Origin of the sequence: Danxiaibacter flavus (genome assembly GCF_041060425.1) — a bacterium.
In the GTDB taxonomy this organism is placed as follows: domain Bacteria; phylum Bacteroidota; class Bacteroidia; order Chitinophagales; family Chitinophagaceae; genus Danxiaibacter; species Danxiaibacter flavus.
In genome coordinates, this window is sequence record NZ_JAULBC010000010.1 from 160,707 (window position 1) to 177,913 (window position 17,207).

Consider the following 17,207-nt stretch of genomic DNA (forward strand, 5'->3'; position numbering starts at 1 on the left):
TGATGGAAATATTAAAATTTAAGTTTTATTTCATTCCGGACCTCTTTCTTTATCAGAATTCTTTAAATTCACGTCCTTAATTCCTTTTAATAATCGCTAACGATAGTTTTTTATGGAAAACAGCAAACAACCAACAAAAAAAACCGACAACTCCCGGAGAAAGTTTATCCGAAATTCTGCAGCAGCATTTGCAGGTATGTATATCGTTCCAAGACACGTTTTGGGACGAGGCTTTGTTGCCCCCAGCGATAAACTGGTGATTGCCGGTATTGGTGTGGGTGGTAAAGGAGAAAGCGATCTTGCCAACTTTTACAAAAGCGGAAAAGCTGAAATAGCTGTACTGTGCGATGTGGATGACAGACAGGCTGCAAAAAGCAAAGCACGTTTTCCCAAAGCAAAGTATTATAAGGATTTCAGGGAAATGCTGGAAAAAGAGCACAAGTCAATTGATGCCTGCTCGGTTTCCACTCCCGACCATACACACGCTGTAGCTGCTATTGCCGCTATGCAATTGGGCAAACACGTATATGTGCAAAAACCAATTACACACGATATTTACGAAGCCCGCGTATTAACAAAAGCTGCAAAAAAATATAAAGTGGTTACGCAAATGGGTAACCAGGGTGCAAGCGGTGACGGTGTTCGTCAGCTAATGGACTGGTACAAAGCTGGTTTAATTGGAGACGTTCATACAGTTTATTGCTACACTGACAGGCCGGTTTGGCCACAAGGTGTTGGCAGACCCGCTACACCGGGCAAAATTCCCGCTGAAGTTGATTTCGATCTTTGGTTGGGAACTGCTCCGCAAAAAGATTATTTTGACGGATTGCTGCCATTTAACTGGCGCGGCTGGTGGGATTACGGTACAGGTGCGTTAGGCGATATGGGTTGTCATATCATAGCTCCTCCGTTCCAGGTGCTTGAGCTTGGCTATCCTATTTCTGCTGAGTGTAGCGTTTCTACAAGATACATAGAGCCATGGCACAAAGCGTTTTATCCTGAAAGTGGTCCGATTTCTTCTCACATCATCCTTACATTCGAACAAAAAGGAAAACCAAACCTGGAATTCCATTGGATGGATGGTGGAATTCAGCCGGCACGTCTTCCTGAATTAGGTCCTAATGAAGAAATGGGCGATGGTGGAAACGGTGCGCTGTTTATCGGTACCAAAGGAAAGATGATGTGCGGTACATATGGTGTTAACCCACAATTGTTGCCTACATCAAAAACCGCTCAAACAAAAGTACCGCAGACCATCGCACGGGTTCCGGGCGGTGAAGGCGGACACTATGCTGCATGGGTTGAAGCAGCAATTGCCGGCTACGGAAGCGAAAAAGCAAATAACCTGAGCTCTCGCTTCGATGTTGCTGGTCCTTTGACAGAAACTGTCCTGATGGGTAACTTGGCTATCCGCAGCTACGACATTCAGAAAAAAGTAGGTGAAAAAACTGAATATCCTGGTCGTTACATCAAATTATTGTGGGATGGTCCTAATATGAAGATTACTAACTTTGATGAGGCAAACCAGTTTGTAAAACGCCAATACAGAGGTGGTTGGAGCCTGAACGAAACCATCTAAGAATAAAAAATAAGCTATATCCGGAGCCATTGAATCATCGGTGGCTCCGGATTTTTTTTGTGCCTGGCCAGAATGGAGCATTATTTGCTAGTTGCAAGCAAGACTTACGGTAAATGAATTTTCCCGTGAAAACGGGTGTTAGTTTGCAAAATGGGTTAATCATAAAAAAATAAAGCCGGAATGGTTTGTATCATTTAACCGGTTGCGTAACATTGTATTACCTTTCATTTCTCCAAAGTCTCATATCCTTGTTGATTATACCAAATCGATTGATTCAGGCACCCAAAATCACAAACACGCATGAAGTTATCTTCAATTACACGTTACCTGTTCATTGGTATACTATTCCCGTTGCTGATACAATACGTAATGTATTACAGGTTTACCAGTAACTATCAGCCTAATATTTTTTCTGAAAGCGGATTTCGCACGTTCTACGAAAATTCAGTTTTCAAATACCGCGTGTTGGGGAGGGAACTGCATTTGTGGCTGTATCATAAACTGAAGGAGAAGAAATCACTTCAGAATATGAAGGAAGGCAAGATCTATGAGAAAAGATTGTTTGCGCTGGATCCAAATGCCGACCCGCTTTTTTACATGGTGTATTACATCATCAACGGTGTGTTTTCTGTTTTGCTGGCACTTGGCTTATTGTACTTGTTTGATCATACCTCGTGGTTTAACATGAATGAAACGGACAAGATCTTTACAACGGTGATCTTAACACTGATTATTGCGATTACGCAGTTTGTGCCTACGCCATATGATATACCTGCATATTTTTTTGAGGTGATTACATTTACCGTTTTTCTGAAATATTTAAGAAGTAATAACAATCTGCTGTTAGTGATCGCTACCTGTGCGCTGATATTTATAGCGACATTAATAAGAGAATCTGCAGTACTGATTTTGAGCCTGATGGCAGCAATTTATTTTACAATAAACGGACTTGACTGGAGTTGGATCAAAAAAATGATTTTACCCGTGATCAGTTTTTTTGTGGCTTATGTTGGACTAAGAATGTATGTAAACAGTACAACGGTTCAGATCTCTGAGAATTCGAAACTGTCACAAAATCTTTCGTTGCGTCCATCTGCGATGCTGGGAATTTTTATTGCGATCATCATCTTTTACTTGCTGTTCAAGGCCGCGACAAAAGCGGAAAACAAGAAGCTTGTACGCAATTTTATCTTATTTACATTGCCTTACGTGGTAATGATATTTTTTATAGGACTACTGATCGAGTTTCGTTTGTGGGTTCCGCTGATGCTTGGCACTGCGATGCTATACAAGCTGAATCTCAATGCGTTTGATAGTAGTCATTCTATTGATGAAAAGAGATCGGTTCTATCCGCGAATACTTAATTGCAAAAAAGCCGCGCGAGCGGCTTTTTTCTTTTTATAAGGCAGAACTCTGTATGGTTTACTTTAAAGGTTGCGATCAAAGCTGAATATTCTTTTTTACATCCCAACCTCCTTTAATCGGCGTTCCTATATTTCCCTTGATATCCTGCATTGAATATGACCATTCTATACGTGCGTAATTAAGTGAAAGCGTTTCTCTTGGTTTTTCCACTCCCTCATTAGCACTACTGCCTACACCTGTGATGATTACATCGTACAGTTTTACCTGATAGAGAGGTTCAGGATAATTTCCGTACAACACGATATCCAGTATAGCATTAGGGATCCTTTTTGCAGATGCACAATGAATACGAATGGGGATGCTTGACGAGTCAAGGATTTTTGTCAGGGCGACATCAGAAAACACTGCTTTGCCCGCTACTGCTGTACCACCGGTGTTCGTAGCAAGCAGTTCTTCACGAATACCCCAGGAATAAGTAAGGATCTCGATCCAATTTTCATGGCCTTTGGCCATGCTTTCACCGTTTATTCCATCAAGTTTTAAAAAAATTTCTACTGACATAGTTGTTAAGTTTAAGGGTGTGTCTGAAAAGCTATTGCGGAGATCTTGCTGCTGAATTGACCTTACTAATACAGTAACAAATTACAAATAGTTTATAGTAATTCAAACAGTTTTGTTGAAACTGAGACTTGGTACGAATACCAACAACGGAGGGCTGTTTTTGTATGGTAATGACACGTTTGCATATTGAATTATTACCAGATTGCAATTTGTAGGAGTCTGGGGGCTTTCTCTGTGACACTCCGGGTATTCTCTGTGGAACTCTGTATAACTGTATTTTTTCACCAGGGGCGTTCACATAAATTGTGACATTATTATGCTGATAATAGCGTCAATGATTAGTTGTTGGTACACCGCGGGCATGTGCTATGCGGCATACCAACAACGACGGTCATCTTGATTTTATTAGAAGAAATTATTATGTTGATTAAAAGACACTGCAATCTTCTAAAGAGTTGATTTATTGCTTCACCCTTATAAAATACCTGGCTCCGGCCTTTGTAGCAAACGAAACAATTCCATTGCCTTTTTGCTCCAGCGTAACTGCTTTGCCATTTACATCTTCCACTGATCCACCCGCTGGTAAAAGAATATTGCATTGCTGACCTCCTTTTGAAAACACTTCGGCATAGAACACTTTACCATTCTTCCAGTTAAAGGAGACTTCAAATCCGTTCCGTGCGCATAGTCCTTTCACGTTGCCTGTTTGTAAAGAAGAATCACCCGGCAACGCTGGTAACAACCTGATCACATTGTCTTTTCCATGACTTTGCAACAGCATTTCTGCAATACCTGCGGTTGCCCCCAGATTTCCATCAATCTGGTACGGAGGTCCCGCGCAAAACAGATTGGGATAAGTACCGGCACCCTGGCTGTATTCAACAGATGTAACAGTAGAAGGAGTGAGGAACGCCCGTAAAAATGACATTGCCTTATCACCATCCTGCATTCTCGCCCACATATTAATGCGCCATGCCCAGGCCCAGCCAATACCACCTTTGTTGCGTCTTTCCAAAGTGGTTTTAACAGCATTGACAAGATCCGGTGTGTCCCACGGCGTAATCTCATCTAATGGATATAATCCCATCAAATGAGACGTATGGCGATGTTCAGGTTCCGGTTCTTTATAATCAACCAGCCATTCCTGCAATGCTCCGGTAGAAGGACTGATAATGTTTGGAGGCAGTCGTTTCGCGATCATGCCAAGCGTATCTGCCCAGCCTTTGTCGACATTTAAAATGGCTGCAGCCTTCATTGCTTCACCCAAAATTTCCCGTCCCAATTGATTGTCGATGGTTGGTCCCATGCAATTCGCTACAATATGGCTGCTGTCATCAGGCATGTAGAAAGAATTTTCCGGCGAATTAGATGGTGCGGTAACCAGCCATTTGTGCGAAGGCTCTGCAATCAAAATGTCTGTATAAAATTGTGCGGCGCCTTTAAGGATAGGGTATACAGAAGCCAGGAATTTTTTATCAAGTGTATATTGATAATGCTGCCATAAATGCGTGGCTGCCCAAATGCCGCCTGTAACTGTTGAACCCCAATTGGAGCTCTCTCCCGGAGATGTGTATCCCCACGGATTGGTGATGGGATGTGTTACCCAGCCATCTGCATTGTAATATGCTTTTGCAGTTTTTTTTCCATACTTAGCCATCTGGCGCAGCAATGTGAATAATGGCTTATGGCAATCGCTAAGATTGGTGAGTTCTGCCGGCCAGTAATTCATTTGTACATTAATGTCGGTATGATAGTCACCATTCCAGGGTGTTTGATATTCATCAGCCCAAAGCCCTTGAAGATTGGCTGGTAAACCTCCTGGCCGTGATGATGAAATGAGCAGATATCTGCCGAAGTTGAAATACATGCTCACCAGGTCCGCATCTTCCTCGCCTTTTCCAAATCGTTTCAATCTTTGTTCTACATCCAGGTAATTACCGGGATTGTCAGTTTTTTCAAACTGAAGGCGACAACGATTGAAATAAGATTGAAAATCATTGGTATGGGCAGTTACCAGCTGGTACCATGAGATTTGAGATGCTTTTTGCAAGGTGCTTTGTACAATAACCAATGGATCTTTTCCGCGCGCTTCTACATTGGGCCAGTTCATGTCCGTTGCTGCACCAACAAGCAGGATACATTCGTTTGCATTAGAGATAACGAGGCTGGTATCTGTTGTTGTAAGCTTTCCACCTGACGGGATGGCCTTCAGTACACTGGCATAGCGAACGCCTTCATCGCCTTCGCTGTTCAATGCGCCTCGCATAACCATCTGCTTATTATTGAATGTGTATGCAACGCGTTCTTTTCTGTAGAGCCTTGTGGAAAACGAAAGACCGCCGGGCTTTGAAGATCTTAATCTTACAGCGATCACCTGCTGCGGCGCGGATACAAAAGCTTCTTCAGTATATATAACGCCATCACGTTCCCATTCTGTTTTTGTAATAGCATTATCAAGTTGAAGTGTACGGCGATAGTCTGTGACAGGTTTGTCTCCGTTCGCCCAGTTGATAAACAGGTCGCCTAATGTTTGATAGCATCCAAATTTGACGTTTGCCCCATTGCCGGAACCGGAACCCGGTCCTTTGCAGATAAAGTGCTTCTGCATCAATTCCTGTGCTTCGTAGTTCTTGCCTTGTACCAAAAGCTTTCTTATCAACGGGAGATAATTACTGGCACTCTTATCGTCAGCGTCTTGCACACCTCCGCTCCACATGGAAATCTCGTTAAGCACGATCCGTTCTCTGTCCGCACGGCCAAATACCATTGCACCCAGCCTGCCATTTCCAAGGGGTGAAGATGACATATAGTTGGATGCAGGTTCGTTAAAAAGCATGCGCACATCACTTTGAGCCTGCGAGACGGATGTGGTTATTCCGGCAAGAAACGCGAAGAAAATTTTTTTCATGTTGATGATGGTTGAGCTATCAGCTGTTAGCAATCAGCTGATAGCAAACAAAGTTCTTTTTGACAGATTAAAAAATATATCAAGCATCTTTTCCATGGTATTCTGTGTAGAGTTTTAAAATACAGTTACACAGAGTGACACGGAAACGACACAGCGACACACCGAGGCGTATGCCATTTGCACATCCGCACATTTGCACATTCGCACATTCGCACATCCGCACATTCTCAAATTCGCACATTTTCCATTCAACTAATGTGCCACAACAATTCCTTCCAGCTCTTCCAGCGTTTTTCCTTTTGTTTCTTTCACTTTTGTCCAGATAAATACTAAACCGAGGAAACAAATCGTTGAGTAGATATAGAAAGTTCCATCTTTCAACCTGTCAAATAAAATGGGGAATGTAAACACCAATACAAAGTAGGCTGCCCATAATGCTATTACTGCTATTGAAGTTGCTTTGCCACGAACTTTATTGGGAAATACTTCAGATATCAACACCCAGGTAACCGGCGCCAGGGACATAGCATACACGCCGATAGATGACAACAGAAACCAGGAGACATTTACTGAACCTGCAGCCAGCATTCTCACTACCACGATATATAAGATCGCAAGTCCGCCTGCACCCAGTAACATCAATGGTTTTCTTCCCAGTTTATCAATTAGCATCATGGCAAGCAGTGTGAATACAAGGTTAACGCCGCCGATGAAAACTGTTTGTAACAACTGTCCATCTTGCGCAACACCAATGCTTTCAAATATTTTTGGTGTATAGTTGAATACAACGTTTATGCCGCACAATTGCTGAAACATTGCCAGGCCAATACCTACAATTACGGCAGGAAAAACTGCCTTGTTGAATATGGAAGGTGTGATGTGCTTATCATTACCGTTTAAGGATTTTGAAATTGTTGCAAGTGATTCCTGCGCAAATTCAACTCCACCTATTTTTTCAAATACTTTTACCGCTTTGTCTTTGAATCCTGCACTGACTAACCAACGCGGACTTTCAGGCAACCATAATGCGCCCGCAAAGAATAAAAAAGAAGGAATGCATCCCAAACCAAACATCCAGCGCCACGCGTCGTCACCATTATTTCTCAGGCTATAATTCACAATGTTTGTAATTAGTATTCCAAGAACTATTGTAAGCTGATTAATGGCAACCATGCGACCGCGTAAATGTGCAGGTGATATTTCCGCAATGTACATAGGAGATAGCATCGAGGCCAACCCAACACCTATTCCTGCAACGAAGCGTGCGCCAATAAAGAGATCGCGACCAGGCGCAAAAGCCATTGCAAGAGAGGAAACACCGAAAATAGCAGCAGCCAGTAACAAGCCTTTTCTCCGGCCGTATTTATCAGAAACAGCACCGCCTATCATGCATCCGATGATGGCGCCTAATGCCAATACACCAGTTGCAAAGCCTTCCCAATAGGCGTCCAGGCCAAATTGTTTTTGTAAAAAAGGTAGTGCTCCGGAGATCACAGCAAAATCAAACCCAAACAAGTATCCGCCCAAAGCAGAAATAAATGAAACGCCCAGAATGTAGGCTCGGTTAAAGGATGTGTGTGACATAATTTTCATTAGTTCCCATTACCACCGGGAAGGGGTTAAGCATGCTGCCTTTGTTATGTGTTGTTGTGGATGATCCGCATAGTGTACGGAAGAAAACAACACCAGCCTGAATGAAGTAAGCTTGCAGGCAACCGTAGGTGATTGTAGTATTTTATCCGACCACCAAGGTATGTATTTCAACAAAAGGAACGATTATTTTTTTTGATGAAAACATGTTGCAATTATTCATTAACAGAAAATGCGTAAATAGTTTTTGCCTTGTATTTATCGCCTGGCGATAAAATGGTGTTTGGAAACGCAGGCTGATTGGGACTATCAGGAAAAAATTGTGTTTCCAGTGCCACCGCGCCATGTTGTTTGTATGGTTTATTGTGATAACCAATTAATGAACCATCCCACCAATTAGCCGTATATAATTGTAAGCCCGGTTGATCAGTAATTACGCTGAGTTGCCTGCCGGATGCAGTGTGTTTCAACACTGCGACTTTCTGCATGTCTTCTGTTGGTATGATCTTGACAACAAAATTGTGGTCATAACCTTTGTCGTCGGCTAATAAATCAATATCCTTTCCCAATGATTTTTTTTCAGTAAAGTCCAGTGGTGTTCCGCGTACCGGCAACAAATTGCCTGTTGGCAGATTGTTCGTGCCTTTTTCACTAAACGCAGATGAATATATTTCCAGCAAATGATCAGTAATATCATCGTTCTCAAAACCTGAAAGATTGAAATAAGAATGATTGGTAATATTAACAGGTGTTTTCTGATCAGTCTTGGCTGTATACAGCATGCTTAGCTCATTGTTGCTGTTAAGCAGGTATTCAACCCGCATAACCAACTTGCCCGGATAGCCTTCTTCTCCGTCTGCGCTGTTATACTCAAAAATCACTCCTGCTTCTGAATCCGTTTGTGTTAACGAAACCACCTCCCATTTCTTTTTGTTGAAGCCATCAAATCCACCGTGCAAATGATTGGGCGGATTATTAACTGAAAGCCTGTACTCTGTTCCATTAATGGAAAATTTACCTTTACTTATCCGGTTAGCATATCGTCCTATCACGCTCCCGAAATAATAAGGATTGTCGAGATATTTGGAAGACTCCGTAAAGCCCGCTACAATATTTGCATTTTTGCCGGCTTTATCAGGCATGTGAATAGCTTTTATTGAACACCCGATATTGGTTATTTCTATTGTTAACGCTCCGTTTTGAAGTGTGATGTTGTGAATGTTATCACCGGCACTTTTAAGCTTAGCAGAAAATGTTTTAGTGGTGTTTGCCGCTTCTATCATCCTATTATACTTTTTGCCTGTTCAAAAAATGGAATCATCTGTAAGTGAATAGCAGCGCCCTGGTGATTGACATCAAGACGTAATACTTCAGAAAGATAGCTTCCTGCTTTTTGCTCGTCACCCAATCCCATATAACCAAGTCCGATCAGGTATTTGCAGTGAATGATATTTCTCTGGTTGATATCAATATCAAATACGAGCATGTCAGGAAGTGATACAGCGAAGTAGTCGATGGTGATCGAATCATTCAAATGCTGTTCGCCAAATTGTATAAAACGTTCAAAGATCTGTTTTGCTTTCTCCGGCTCGTTCAGTTGCCGCCATGCAAGCGCCTGGTAGATGATCTTATCCGGCTGGGGATCGTTATAGTATATTGCCTGTGCAGGTTCACTGATGCCAACCGTTGCTGCCCTGAAAGCAGCTAAAGCTTCTTCTTTTCTTCCAAGACCTTCATAAACCAGGCCAAGTAAATAGTTGCGGTCATTTTCCTGGGAGCCGTATAATTTACCTTCGCCAAGATTGTGCGGATAGTTTTCTGTTGCCTTCAATAAGTCAAGTGCCTGTTGATATTTGCCGTTCAGGATGGCTTGTTTGGCAAGCTCCATATGACACAATAAATACTGACCAACTACTTTGCCTTCTCCACCTTCCCATGGGTGAAATTGACGGCCTGCTAAAAGTTCTTTGGCTTTTCCGTATTGCTTAAGGTTGTTGTATAATGTAACGCGCTCAAGGTATAGATCATCACGCTCTTCAACCAGGTGAAGGTGTTTTTCCAACAGATCAAGACGGCTATCAAAAGATCTTCCCATGATCTTGTACAACTGATCCAGTTCCATTAAAATACGTGCATCTTTCACGTTCAGTGCAAAAGCTTTTTCCAGGAAGGTCAGCGCTTTTTCTTTTTGCTGAAGTTTATTGAAATAAGCCAATGAAAGATTTCTGTAAGCTGTTGGGAACGCAGGGTTTAACACCACAGATTTTTCCCAGCACCCGATGGCTTCAGCATATTGTCTTTTGTCATACCAAAAATTGCCCAGGAGGTAAGAGGCTTGCGCATCACCAGGGTTTAATTTGCTTGCGGACTGCAGAATTAATACTTCTTCAATCTTGTTAGGGAAGCAAAGCGCTGAGCTTTGCTGTGCCGCTTGCTTACACCATTCAACGGCTTGTTGTTGATTGTTATTTTTGAAAGCGAACCAGCCCATGTAATAATGAACCAATGGGCTTATTGTTTTCTTGCCTTCTGCGTAAATGGAAAGCAATTCAATGGCTTCATCATATAAACCAGCGTGAGCATAATCAAGCGATAATTCCAGGTAGTTGTTAAGCGCATCACGCATGAGTGATTGCATTTGTGCGAGTGCACCGTCTGCCTTAGTCCTGTTAAAGTTTTTGAGCAATAAGTATTGTTCGAAAAGACAACCGAAATTAAACGGATCTATTACAAGCGATTCTTGTATGAATGAAAGGGTTTGTTGTGTGGTGCCTGCCTTTCTTTGCAAAGCTGTTTTAAGATGCCTTGCTGTATGACTATGATAATTTCTTATCAATGATTTTTCCAACAATTGCAACGCGTCGTTCCAGCGTTGTTGCGCGGATGCAATACGTGCGAGCTGCAGGAAGCCATTGTGTTGCCATGCATCATTCCATGTAGCCTTATAAAAGGCATCGTATGCATCGTTCAGTTTGCCTTGTAATTTTAATGACCATCCAAGATTGTAGTAAGGCTCACCGTCATATGGATTGGGATTTCGCTTGGTAAGTGTTTCAATTGCCTTACGGAAGTACGGCTCAGCTTTTTCAAATTGCCCCCGTCTTAACAATAACAAGCCCAGTGCGTTATTACAACGAACATCTCCGGGGCTTCTTCTTAATCCTTCTTCATAATAATCAACCGGGTTAAAAGTTGCATGGCGGTATTGTTCCAGGTGCAGCCCGTTCAGATACAGATCTTCAATCTGTTCAATATCTTTTGGATGTTTAGCGGCGGTTGCAGCAGCAGGAATTTCTTTTTCTTCCTGAAATTCGGGCTGATAGGACACCAGCTCATGGCCATATTGATCTGTTATTGCTACTTTCCAGTCTTCGGGCTTGCCAACGGTGCCGGCTTTATGTGCTGCTTCAAAAATATTATCAGGCGCTATATCTGTTACCCATTCTTGTTGCAATTCATCTTTGTAATAGATCTGCACAGTTGTTGATGGATATTTGGCAGTGGTGTAAGCTTTAATATGCAAGGTATTTCCCTGCCACTCCATGTTAAGCAAGGCGTTTTTGGTGGCATTTTTTATATATCCTATTTCTGCATAAGGCATGAAATACTGCGTGAATGTTTTTTCTTCGTTGGGTTGAAGCCAGGTAAAATCAGGCTGATTATCTGTGAAAACGCCTGTCATCAGCTCAATGTATGGGCCATCCTCATCTGTTAGATTTCTGTCCCATGCCTGTCCGAAATCACCATTGCCCCATGTCCATTGTTTTTTTCCGGGAGAAAAATGATGATCTGCTACGTGCAGCATGCCCGCCTTTGTATCATTCTCATAGCAACCGATAAAATCATATTTGGAACGGATAGCCATGTAGGACGTAGGCACAGGAATGGTTGAGTATTTGGAAATATCGGTCCCCGGTGCGTAGTTTACTTTGTAGTATGTGCCTGTCGCGATAGGAAAGTCGGAAACATCTCTTTTGCCATGATCGAAAACAGCATACACATCCGGCGGGAATACGGATTGATAATGATCATTCACTTTCACTGCCGGATTGGCCCACCAGAGAAAAGTCTGCGGAAACGCGGAGCGGTTAAATAACTTACCCTGTATTTCCAGGTATGCTTTTCCCGGATATAAAGTAAAGCCGGCCAAACCTTTTGTGCGGAACATGACTTCAACCTCATTCATCCAAACCGTTTTGCTGCCGTCGGGGTTTGATTGTAGTGCAAAATCAACAGGTTGAAAAGTAGATGGACGGTGATGCTGCGGCCAGTTAAATTCAATGCCACCTGAGATCCACGGGCCGGCAAGACCAACCAATGCGGGCTTAATCACCTGGTTATAGTATACAAAATCACGATTCTTCACCTTATCAAAGGCGCGCTGTATCCTTCCACCCAATTCAGGTAAAAGCATGATCTTGAGATATTCGTTTTCAAGGAAAACAGCTGTGTATTCTTGTTCTGTCTTTTCATCCGAAATTTTTTCAATTACAGGATGCGGATAAACCACACCGCTGCTGCCCTGGTACACTCTTTTTTCCATGAACATGGGGTTCTTCTCAGGTTCTCCTGCTTTATAGGTTGGTATGGAAACCTTTTCTATCCACGCTTTTACTTCCATATAAATTTGTGTTTTTTTACCACAGAGGCCACAGAGTTTTTTTCACAGAGTAACACTGTCGGTTATTTTTTCTAAAAATCTCGGTGCAACTCAGTGAAATAACTCCTTTAACTCTGTGGTTTGGTTTTTAATTTCTTCAATTTATCGTTGAACAATTTTTACCAAGACCGCATTTTCCACCGGAACATTTAAAGAAAAACTGGATTGTTCTTTTTTAATTTGCGCCAGCGTTTGGCCGGTTAAAAAATCCTTCAGTTCGTAATTACCTTGCTTAATTCCGAGTTCTTTTATTGAAAATTGTTTCGTGTATGGTTGTTTGTTGCTGAAGTTGAACATGGCAAGCATATTGGTGTCAGCTTTTAAATAGAATGCCATTTGTTGATCTATGCTATCACCATCGGCAAACTGCAGCGGAGTAAAAACTTTTGGATGGGCGAAATAATCACAGAGTGCTTTATTGTCGAGGTACTTTTTTGCCCTTTCGGCTGCAATTTCCTGCCTGAAATCAGAGCCATCTCCAAGTATGCTGCCCATCACCATCATCGCGTAAAGGCGTACCTTAATTTCCTTCTCAGTAAGATCCGGATTTTTTTGGAAACTTTTCATAATTGCCACGTCCAGATTTGTGTATGGCCAAAGCGTTCCCTGCATCCACCACATGAAAGATCCGGTGGCCAGAGATGCTTCTGTGCTCCCATAATGCGGAAATCCTTTTTGATCATCGCGCAAATGTGAATACACATCTGTTGAGACAAAACGCGTATGCGCGTATTGATGCGGAAACATGGGCGAAATAGCCTGGGTGATAAAAATATCCGGCCCCATAATGGAATCGATCAGGTGCTTAACCATCTTCATGCCCCTATTATAGGCTTGCATGCCCGATTTTACAGAACTGTCATAACGGGTAGTAGATTCTAGCGCTCCCGCAGAAAGAAAGTCAATCTTTAGGAATTTAGCCTTGATGGCTTTAGCCTTCAATAGAGATTGAATAACAGAAAGCCTTACTGCAGGATGTGTGGGGTCGATAGCATAGGCACCGAAATCGCCCTGCTTATAAAAAATTGGTCTGCCTTCTTTATCATGCAGCACCACATCGCGAAGAACGGCATCAGAGCCCTTGATTTTGGAGTCCATGGCGTCGCGCCAGGTCCACACTGCGAAGGGAATAAAGTAAAAACCCATTTGCTGATTGTTCTTTGCGCCATGCTCTCCGATTGATTTTAAGACTTCTGTACTATAAATCTTCTGATCATAAGAGTCGATACTGAGTACAGGTTTATGGCTATTTAAATTGGTTAATGATGCAATGAAGTCGGAGATCTTCAATACATCACCCGGTTGCATAATATTTCTCGCTCCTAAAACATCTTCCACGCCAAAACTGTTCCAGTACATAGGCGCTTCGCCTTTCCATTGCAGACTTCCATTGAATTGTACGTTGGCTTCGCCGTAACCGCGGAACGCTGTACGCACATCCTTATTGCTGCAGATGTAGATAGTTGGTGATGAAACAGTAGGGCCCTGCATCATACCATGCGGTACAAGATCATGGGTGCCGTCGTAGCCGCCGTATAGGGGCGGAAGTGATTTATTGTCAGCCGTTGCTGCACCGCCATAAATCAACAAAGAGTCAAGCGTTCCGGCGGCAGTGCCTGTTTTGTATACAATGCCTGTTTTCCAGAAATCATGTTCAATGCTTCCGGCTACTATGCCGTTCATGTTGTTGTTGTCATACACCGCAAACAGTTCGTAGCCAGTGCCGGATGCGTTGGGCCATTTTCTTGAGACAGAACCAACCCAATTATCATTATCGAACGGCACATCCAATAAACGGGGATCTGTGCTTTGAATTTGAAATTTTCCAACGTGTGATGGCAATATTGCTACAGGCGAAATATTGCGCGTTGCTATATAGTGGTCTTTGCCGGCTTTAGCTTCTACACTGACCAGCAGCATTGGACTATTTTCAAATACCTTAATGTGTTGAATTAGACTGATGTTGTCTTTACTTCCGTTGTGTGTTATGTCTATATGTAATCCCTTTCCGTTCTTTTCATTTACCTCTTGTGAACTAACGGTATGCTTTGGGAAGTTGTCAGAAAAAAGCATTCCTTTTACACTGTCTTCAACATACGCGACAGTATTATGCAGATTGATGTTGTTATCAAAACGATAACTGATCTTACCGTTTTTCGTATTGACAATAATCTTTGCGGATCCATTCGAAATAACGGTGCTGTCTTTATACTGCTTTATTGATTGAGCATGTAGCGTACACTGCGACAGCGCAGCAAACGCAACAAAGACAAATTTTTTGTATGCCATCTTCTTTGTTTAAGCTGAATTATTGTTGTGTGAGTTCTATTACTGCGCTTTCAAATTCATTGTACATGTTGAATGCGAGACCGTGCGTCATCAGAAAATCACCTGAAAAAGATTTTCCTTCATAGTCATTGAGTCTACTGAAGCTGCCTTTGTTTAGTTCTGCAATCTTATACATGGCATCTTTTTTCAAACCTTTCAGGTATAAAACAGATTTATCGCCATAGATACTTTTGTGCAGCAGATAAGAAAATACTATGGCCTTATCCTGTTTTTCTGTTACATACATCTGGGCAGTTCTGTCTGAAGTATATGGCGACAATAAACGGTACAAATCCCCATGTAGCACAACGTCGCGAATACTGTTTTTGTAAGTTTGAATTGCCTTCTTTGAAAATATTTTTTCATCTTCCGTCATTTGCATCGGCTGAAGATCCATTCCCAACTTGCCTGTCATGGCAACATCAAACCGGAACTTCAGCGGCGTTGTTCTTCCGGTAATATGATTCGGTGTGACAGATACGTGTGAAGCAAGTCCAACCGCCGGGAAGAAATGCAATAATCCCCATTGGATCTTTATTCTATCTAATGCATCTGTATTATCGCTTGGCCAGTATTCCTGGAAGTAAGGCATTGTTGCATAATCCATTCTGCCGCCACCGCCTGAACACACCATCATTGTAACAGAAGGGAAATTCTTTCTTACTTTTTCCATGATGCGGATGATGGCGCGGGAGTAATCGATAAATAGATGCGATTGTTTATCCTTGCCGAGATATGCAGAGCCAGGATTTGTAACATAGCGGTTGCAATCCCATTTAATATAACTAATGCCTTTGTTTTCACGTAAAAGGTTATCAATGCAGCCATATACATATGCTTCTACTTTTGGATTGGCTAAGTCAAGAATTAGCTGATTGCGTTGCGGATCGATAACCCTGTTTGGTGCACTAATCGCCCAGTCGGGATGCTTTTCATATAATTCGCTTTTAGGGTTTACCATTTCGGGTTCTATCCAGATGCCGAATTTTAAATTATTCTTTTGGCATTGTTCTGTAAGATATGAAATGCCATGTGGCAATTTCTTTTTGTTTACTTCCCAATCTCCAAGCCCTGCATCATCATTGTTGCGTGGGTATTTGTTGCCGAACCAGCCATCGTCAAGCAGAAAAAGATCGAATCCCATGTTGCCTGCTTCTTTGATGATGTCTGTAAGTTTTTGTTCATCGAAATTAAAATAGGTTGCTTCCCAATTATTCAATAATACGTCACGGCTACCATAACCATCGGTAATGCCATACTTTCTTGCCCACCTGTGAAAGCGCCTGGTTATTTCCCCCGCTCCGTTCATTGTATATGTGTGCAGGAATGATGCGGTTTTAAAAGTATCATTTGTAGCAATTGTGTATTGTGAAGCGTAAGGATTTATTCCGCTTACAACATGCAGTTTTTTATCCTGATCGACATCAAACTTCAATTGCCAGCTGCCTGGCCAGGCGAGCGTTCCGCCAATTGCTTCTCCGGTTTCCTCAGCCAGTTGCTGATTAAGAGAAAGCAAAAAAGATGGATTAGAATGCTGGTTGCTGCGTACACCAAGTTTGGAATCAATAATCTTTGTTCCTTCATGCAACGGCTCTTCAATCATATTAAACTCTTTCGCCCAATCGCCATAATAATAAGAGAGATAATATGATTGAGATTGGAACGAAAGATCTGCAGAAGCAAAATCGAACAACGTTACCGGTGCTTTTTCTTTGTTGATGATTTCAGTCCATTGCTCGATGATATTTTCATCTAGGTATGCCTTGTAGTTGAGCACAACATTGGTAGCATAGTAGCTGTCGCTCAAAATAATCTTAGTAAGTGTTGTATTGGCGCCGGATTGCGAAATTGCATGTGATTTATAAACCAGGTTAGTTGTTGTGTTGCCATCATTGTGAGTAAGCCTCAATGCTACATTTTCAGCATACCGGCCGTAACTCGTGTAGGCATCGTTGCCTGAGGCTGTTAAGTCTTTCAGAAAATCTGTATTGATCTGTTTGCCGTAGTAAACTTGTTTGAGATGGCCATCTTTATCTACGCCCAGAAGCAGCATATTTTCCTTCGTGTCAATCTTAATAGTCTGTACATACTGTGCAAAAAGACTATTTATGCTAAAAACAATACAAGCAAGAACAAAGGGCAACCGGTAAGGCATAACAATCGTTTTAATGTTAGTTAAACTTATTGTCAAATGTCGCCGATGTACACAGAATAA

The 17,207-nt window shown here is 42.1% G+C and carries 9 protein-coding genes; 2 read left to right on the forward strand and 7 right to left on the reverse strand.

Features of this window, described 5'->3' with window-relative positions; genetic code table 11:
- The first annotated feature begins 112 nt into the window (after window positions 1–112).
- Window positions 113–1,579 carry a Gfo/Idh/MocA family protein gene (locus QTN47_RS25080; RefSeq protein WP_369332197.1) on the forward strand — a complete coding sequence of 489 codons (1,467 nt, stop codon included), beginning with the start codon at window positions 113–115 and terminating at the stop codon, window positions 1,577–1,579.
- Window positions 1,580–1,879: 300 nt separating this feature from the next.
- Window positions 1,880–2,944, forward strand: coding sequence for a hypothetical protein (locus QTN47_RS25085; protein ID WP_369332198.1), 1,065 nt, complete (start codon window positions 1,880–1,882; stop codon window positions 2,942–2,944).
- A gap of 76 nt (window positions 2,945–3,020) precedes the next feature.
- On the opposite strand, the gene QTN47_RS25090 is transcribed toward QTN47_RS25085, so the two are convergent.
- The 7 genes from QTN47_RS25090 to QTN47_RS25120 form a co-directional block, all read right to left on the reverse strand.
- Window positions 3,021–3,506, reverse strand: a complete 486-nt coding sequence (locus QTN47_RS25090; protein WP_369332199.1) for an Hcp family type VI secretion system effector — start codon at window positions 3,504–3,506, stop codon at window positions 3,021–3,023.
- A 460-nt stretch (window positions 3,507–3,966) separates the two neighbouring features.
- Entirely contained in the window at window positions 3,967–6,414 is a 2,448-nt protein-coding gene (locus QTN47_RS25095) for a glycoside hydrolase family 95 protein (RefSeq protein ID WP_369332200.1), read from the reverse strand.
- Window positions 6,415–6,666: 252 nt separating this feature from the next.
- Window positions 6,667–7,998: a sugar porter family MFS transporter gene (locus QTN47_RS25100; protein ID WP_369332201.1), complete on the reverse strand. Its 1,332-nt coding sequence runs from the start codon at window positions 7,996–7,998 to the stop codon at window positions 6,667–6,669.
- 221 nt (window positions 7,999–8,219) lie between these two features.
- The gene (locus QTN47_RS25105; protein ID WP_369332202.1) at window positions 8,220–9,287 is read right to left on the reverse strand and encodes an aldose epimerase family protein; all 1,068 of its coding nucleotides are present in this window, start codon (window positions 9,285–9,287) and stop codon (window positions 8,220–8,222) included.
- Complete coding sequence (locus tag QTN47_RS25110; protein WP_369332203.1) at window positions 9,284–12,625, reverse strand: DUF5107 domain-containing protein; 3,342 nt, start codon at window positions 12,623–12,625, stop codon at window positions 9,284–9,286. The genes QTN47_RS25105 and QTN47_RS25110 overlap by 4 nt, the downstream gene beginning before the upstream one ends.
- A 141-nt stretch (window positions 12,626–12,766) precedes the next feature.
- Window positions 12,767–14,953 (reverse strand): alpha-amylase family protein, encoded by a 2,187-nt coding sequence (locus QTN47_RS25115; protein WP_369332204.1) that lies wholly within the window; start codon window positions 14,951–14,953, stop codon window positions 12,767–12,769.
- Window positions 14,954–14,972: 19 nt separating this feature from the next.
- The gene (locus QTN47_RS25120) at window positions 14,973–17,147 is read right to left on the reverse strand and encodes an alpha-galactosidase (protein WP_369332205.1); all 2,175 of its coding nucleotides are present in this window, start codon (window positions 17,145–17,147) and stop codon (window positions 14,973–14,975) included.
- Window positions 17,148–17,207: the final 60 nt, after the last annotated feature.

Excerpts from the sequence above, each read along its gene's own strand:
- QTN47_RS25080 (WP_369332197.1), top strand. The coding sequence starts at position 113 with ATGGAAAACAGCAAACAACCAACAAAAAAAACCGACAACTCCCGGAGA.
- QTN47_RS25085 (WP_369332198.1), top strand. The coding sequence starts at position 1,880 with ATGAAGTTATCTTCAATTACACGTTACCTGTTCATTGGTATACTATTC.
- QTN47_RS25090 (WP_369332199.1), bottom strand. The coding sequence starts at position 3,506 with ATGTCAGTAGAAATTTTTTTAAAACTTGATGGAATAAACGGTGAAAGC.
- QTN47_RS25095 (WP_369332200.1), bottom strand. The coding sequence starts at position 6,414 with ATGAAAAAAATTTTCTTCGCGTTTCTTGCCGGAATAACCACATCCGTC.
- QTN47_RS25100 (WP_369332201.1), bottom strand. The coding sequence starts at position 7,998 with ATGTCACACACATCCTTTAACCGAGCCTACATTCTGGGCGTTTCATTT.
- QTN47_RS25105 (WP_369332202.1), bottom strand. The coding sequence starts at position 9,287 with ATGATAGAAGCGGCAAACACCACTAAAACATTTTCTGCTAAGCTTAAA.
- QTN47_RS25110 (WP_369332203.1), bottom strand. The coding sequence starts at position 12,625 with ATGGAAGTAAAAGCGTGGATAGAAAAGGTTTCCATACCAACCTATAAA.
- QTN47_RS25115 (WP_369332204.1), bottom strand. The coding sequence starts at position 14,953 with ATGGCATACAAAAAATTTGTCTTTGTTGCGTTTGCTGCGCTGTCGCAG.
- QTN47_RS25120 (WP_369332205.1), bottom strand. The coding sequence starts at position 17,147 with ATGCCTTACCGGTTGCCCTTTGTTCTTGCTTGTATTGTTTTTAGCATA.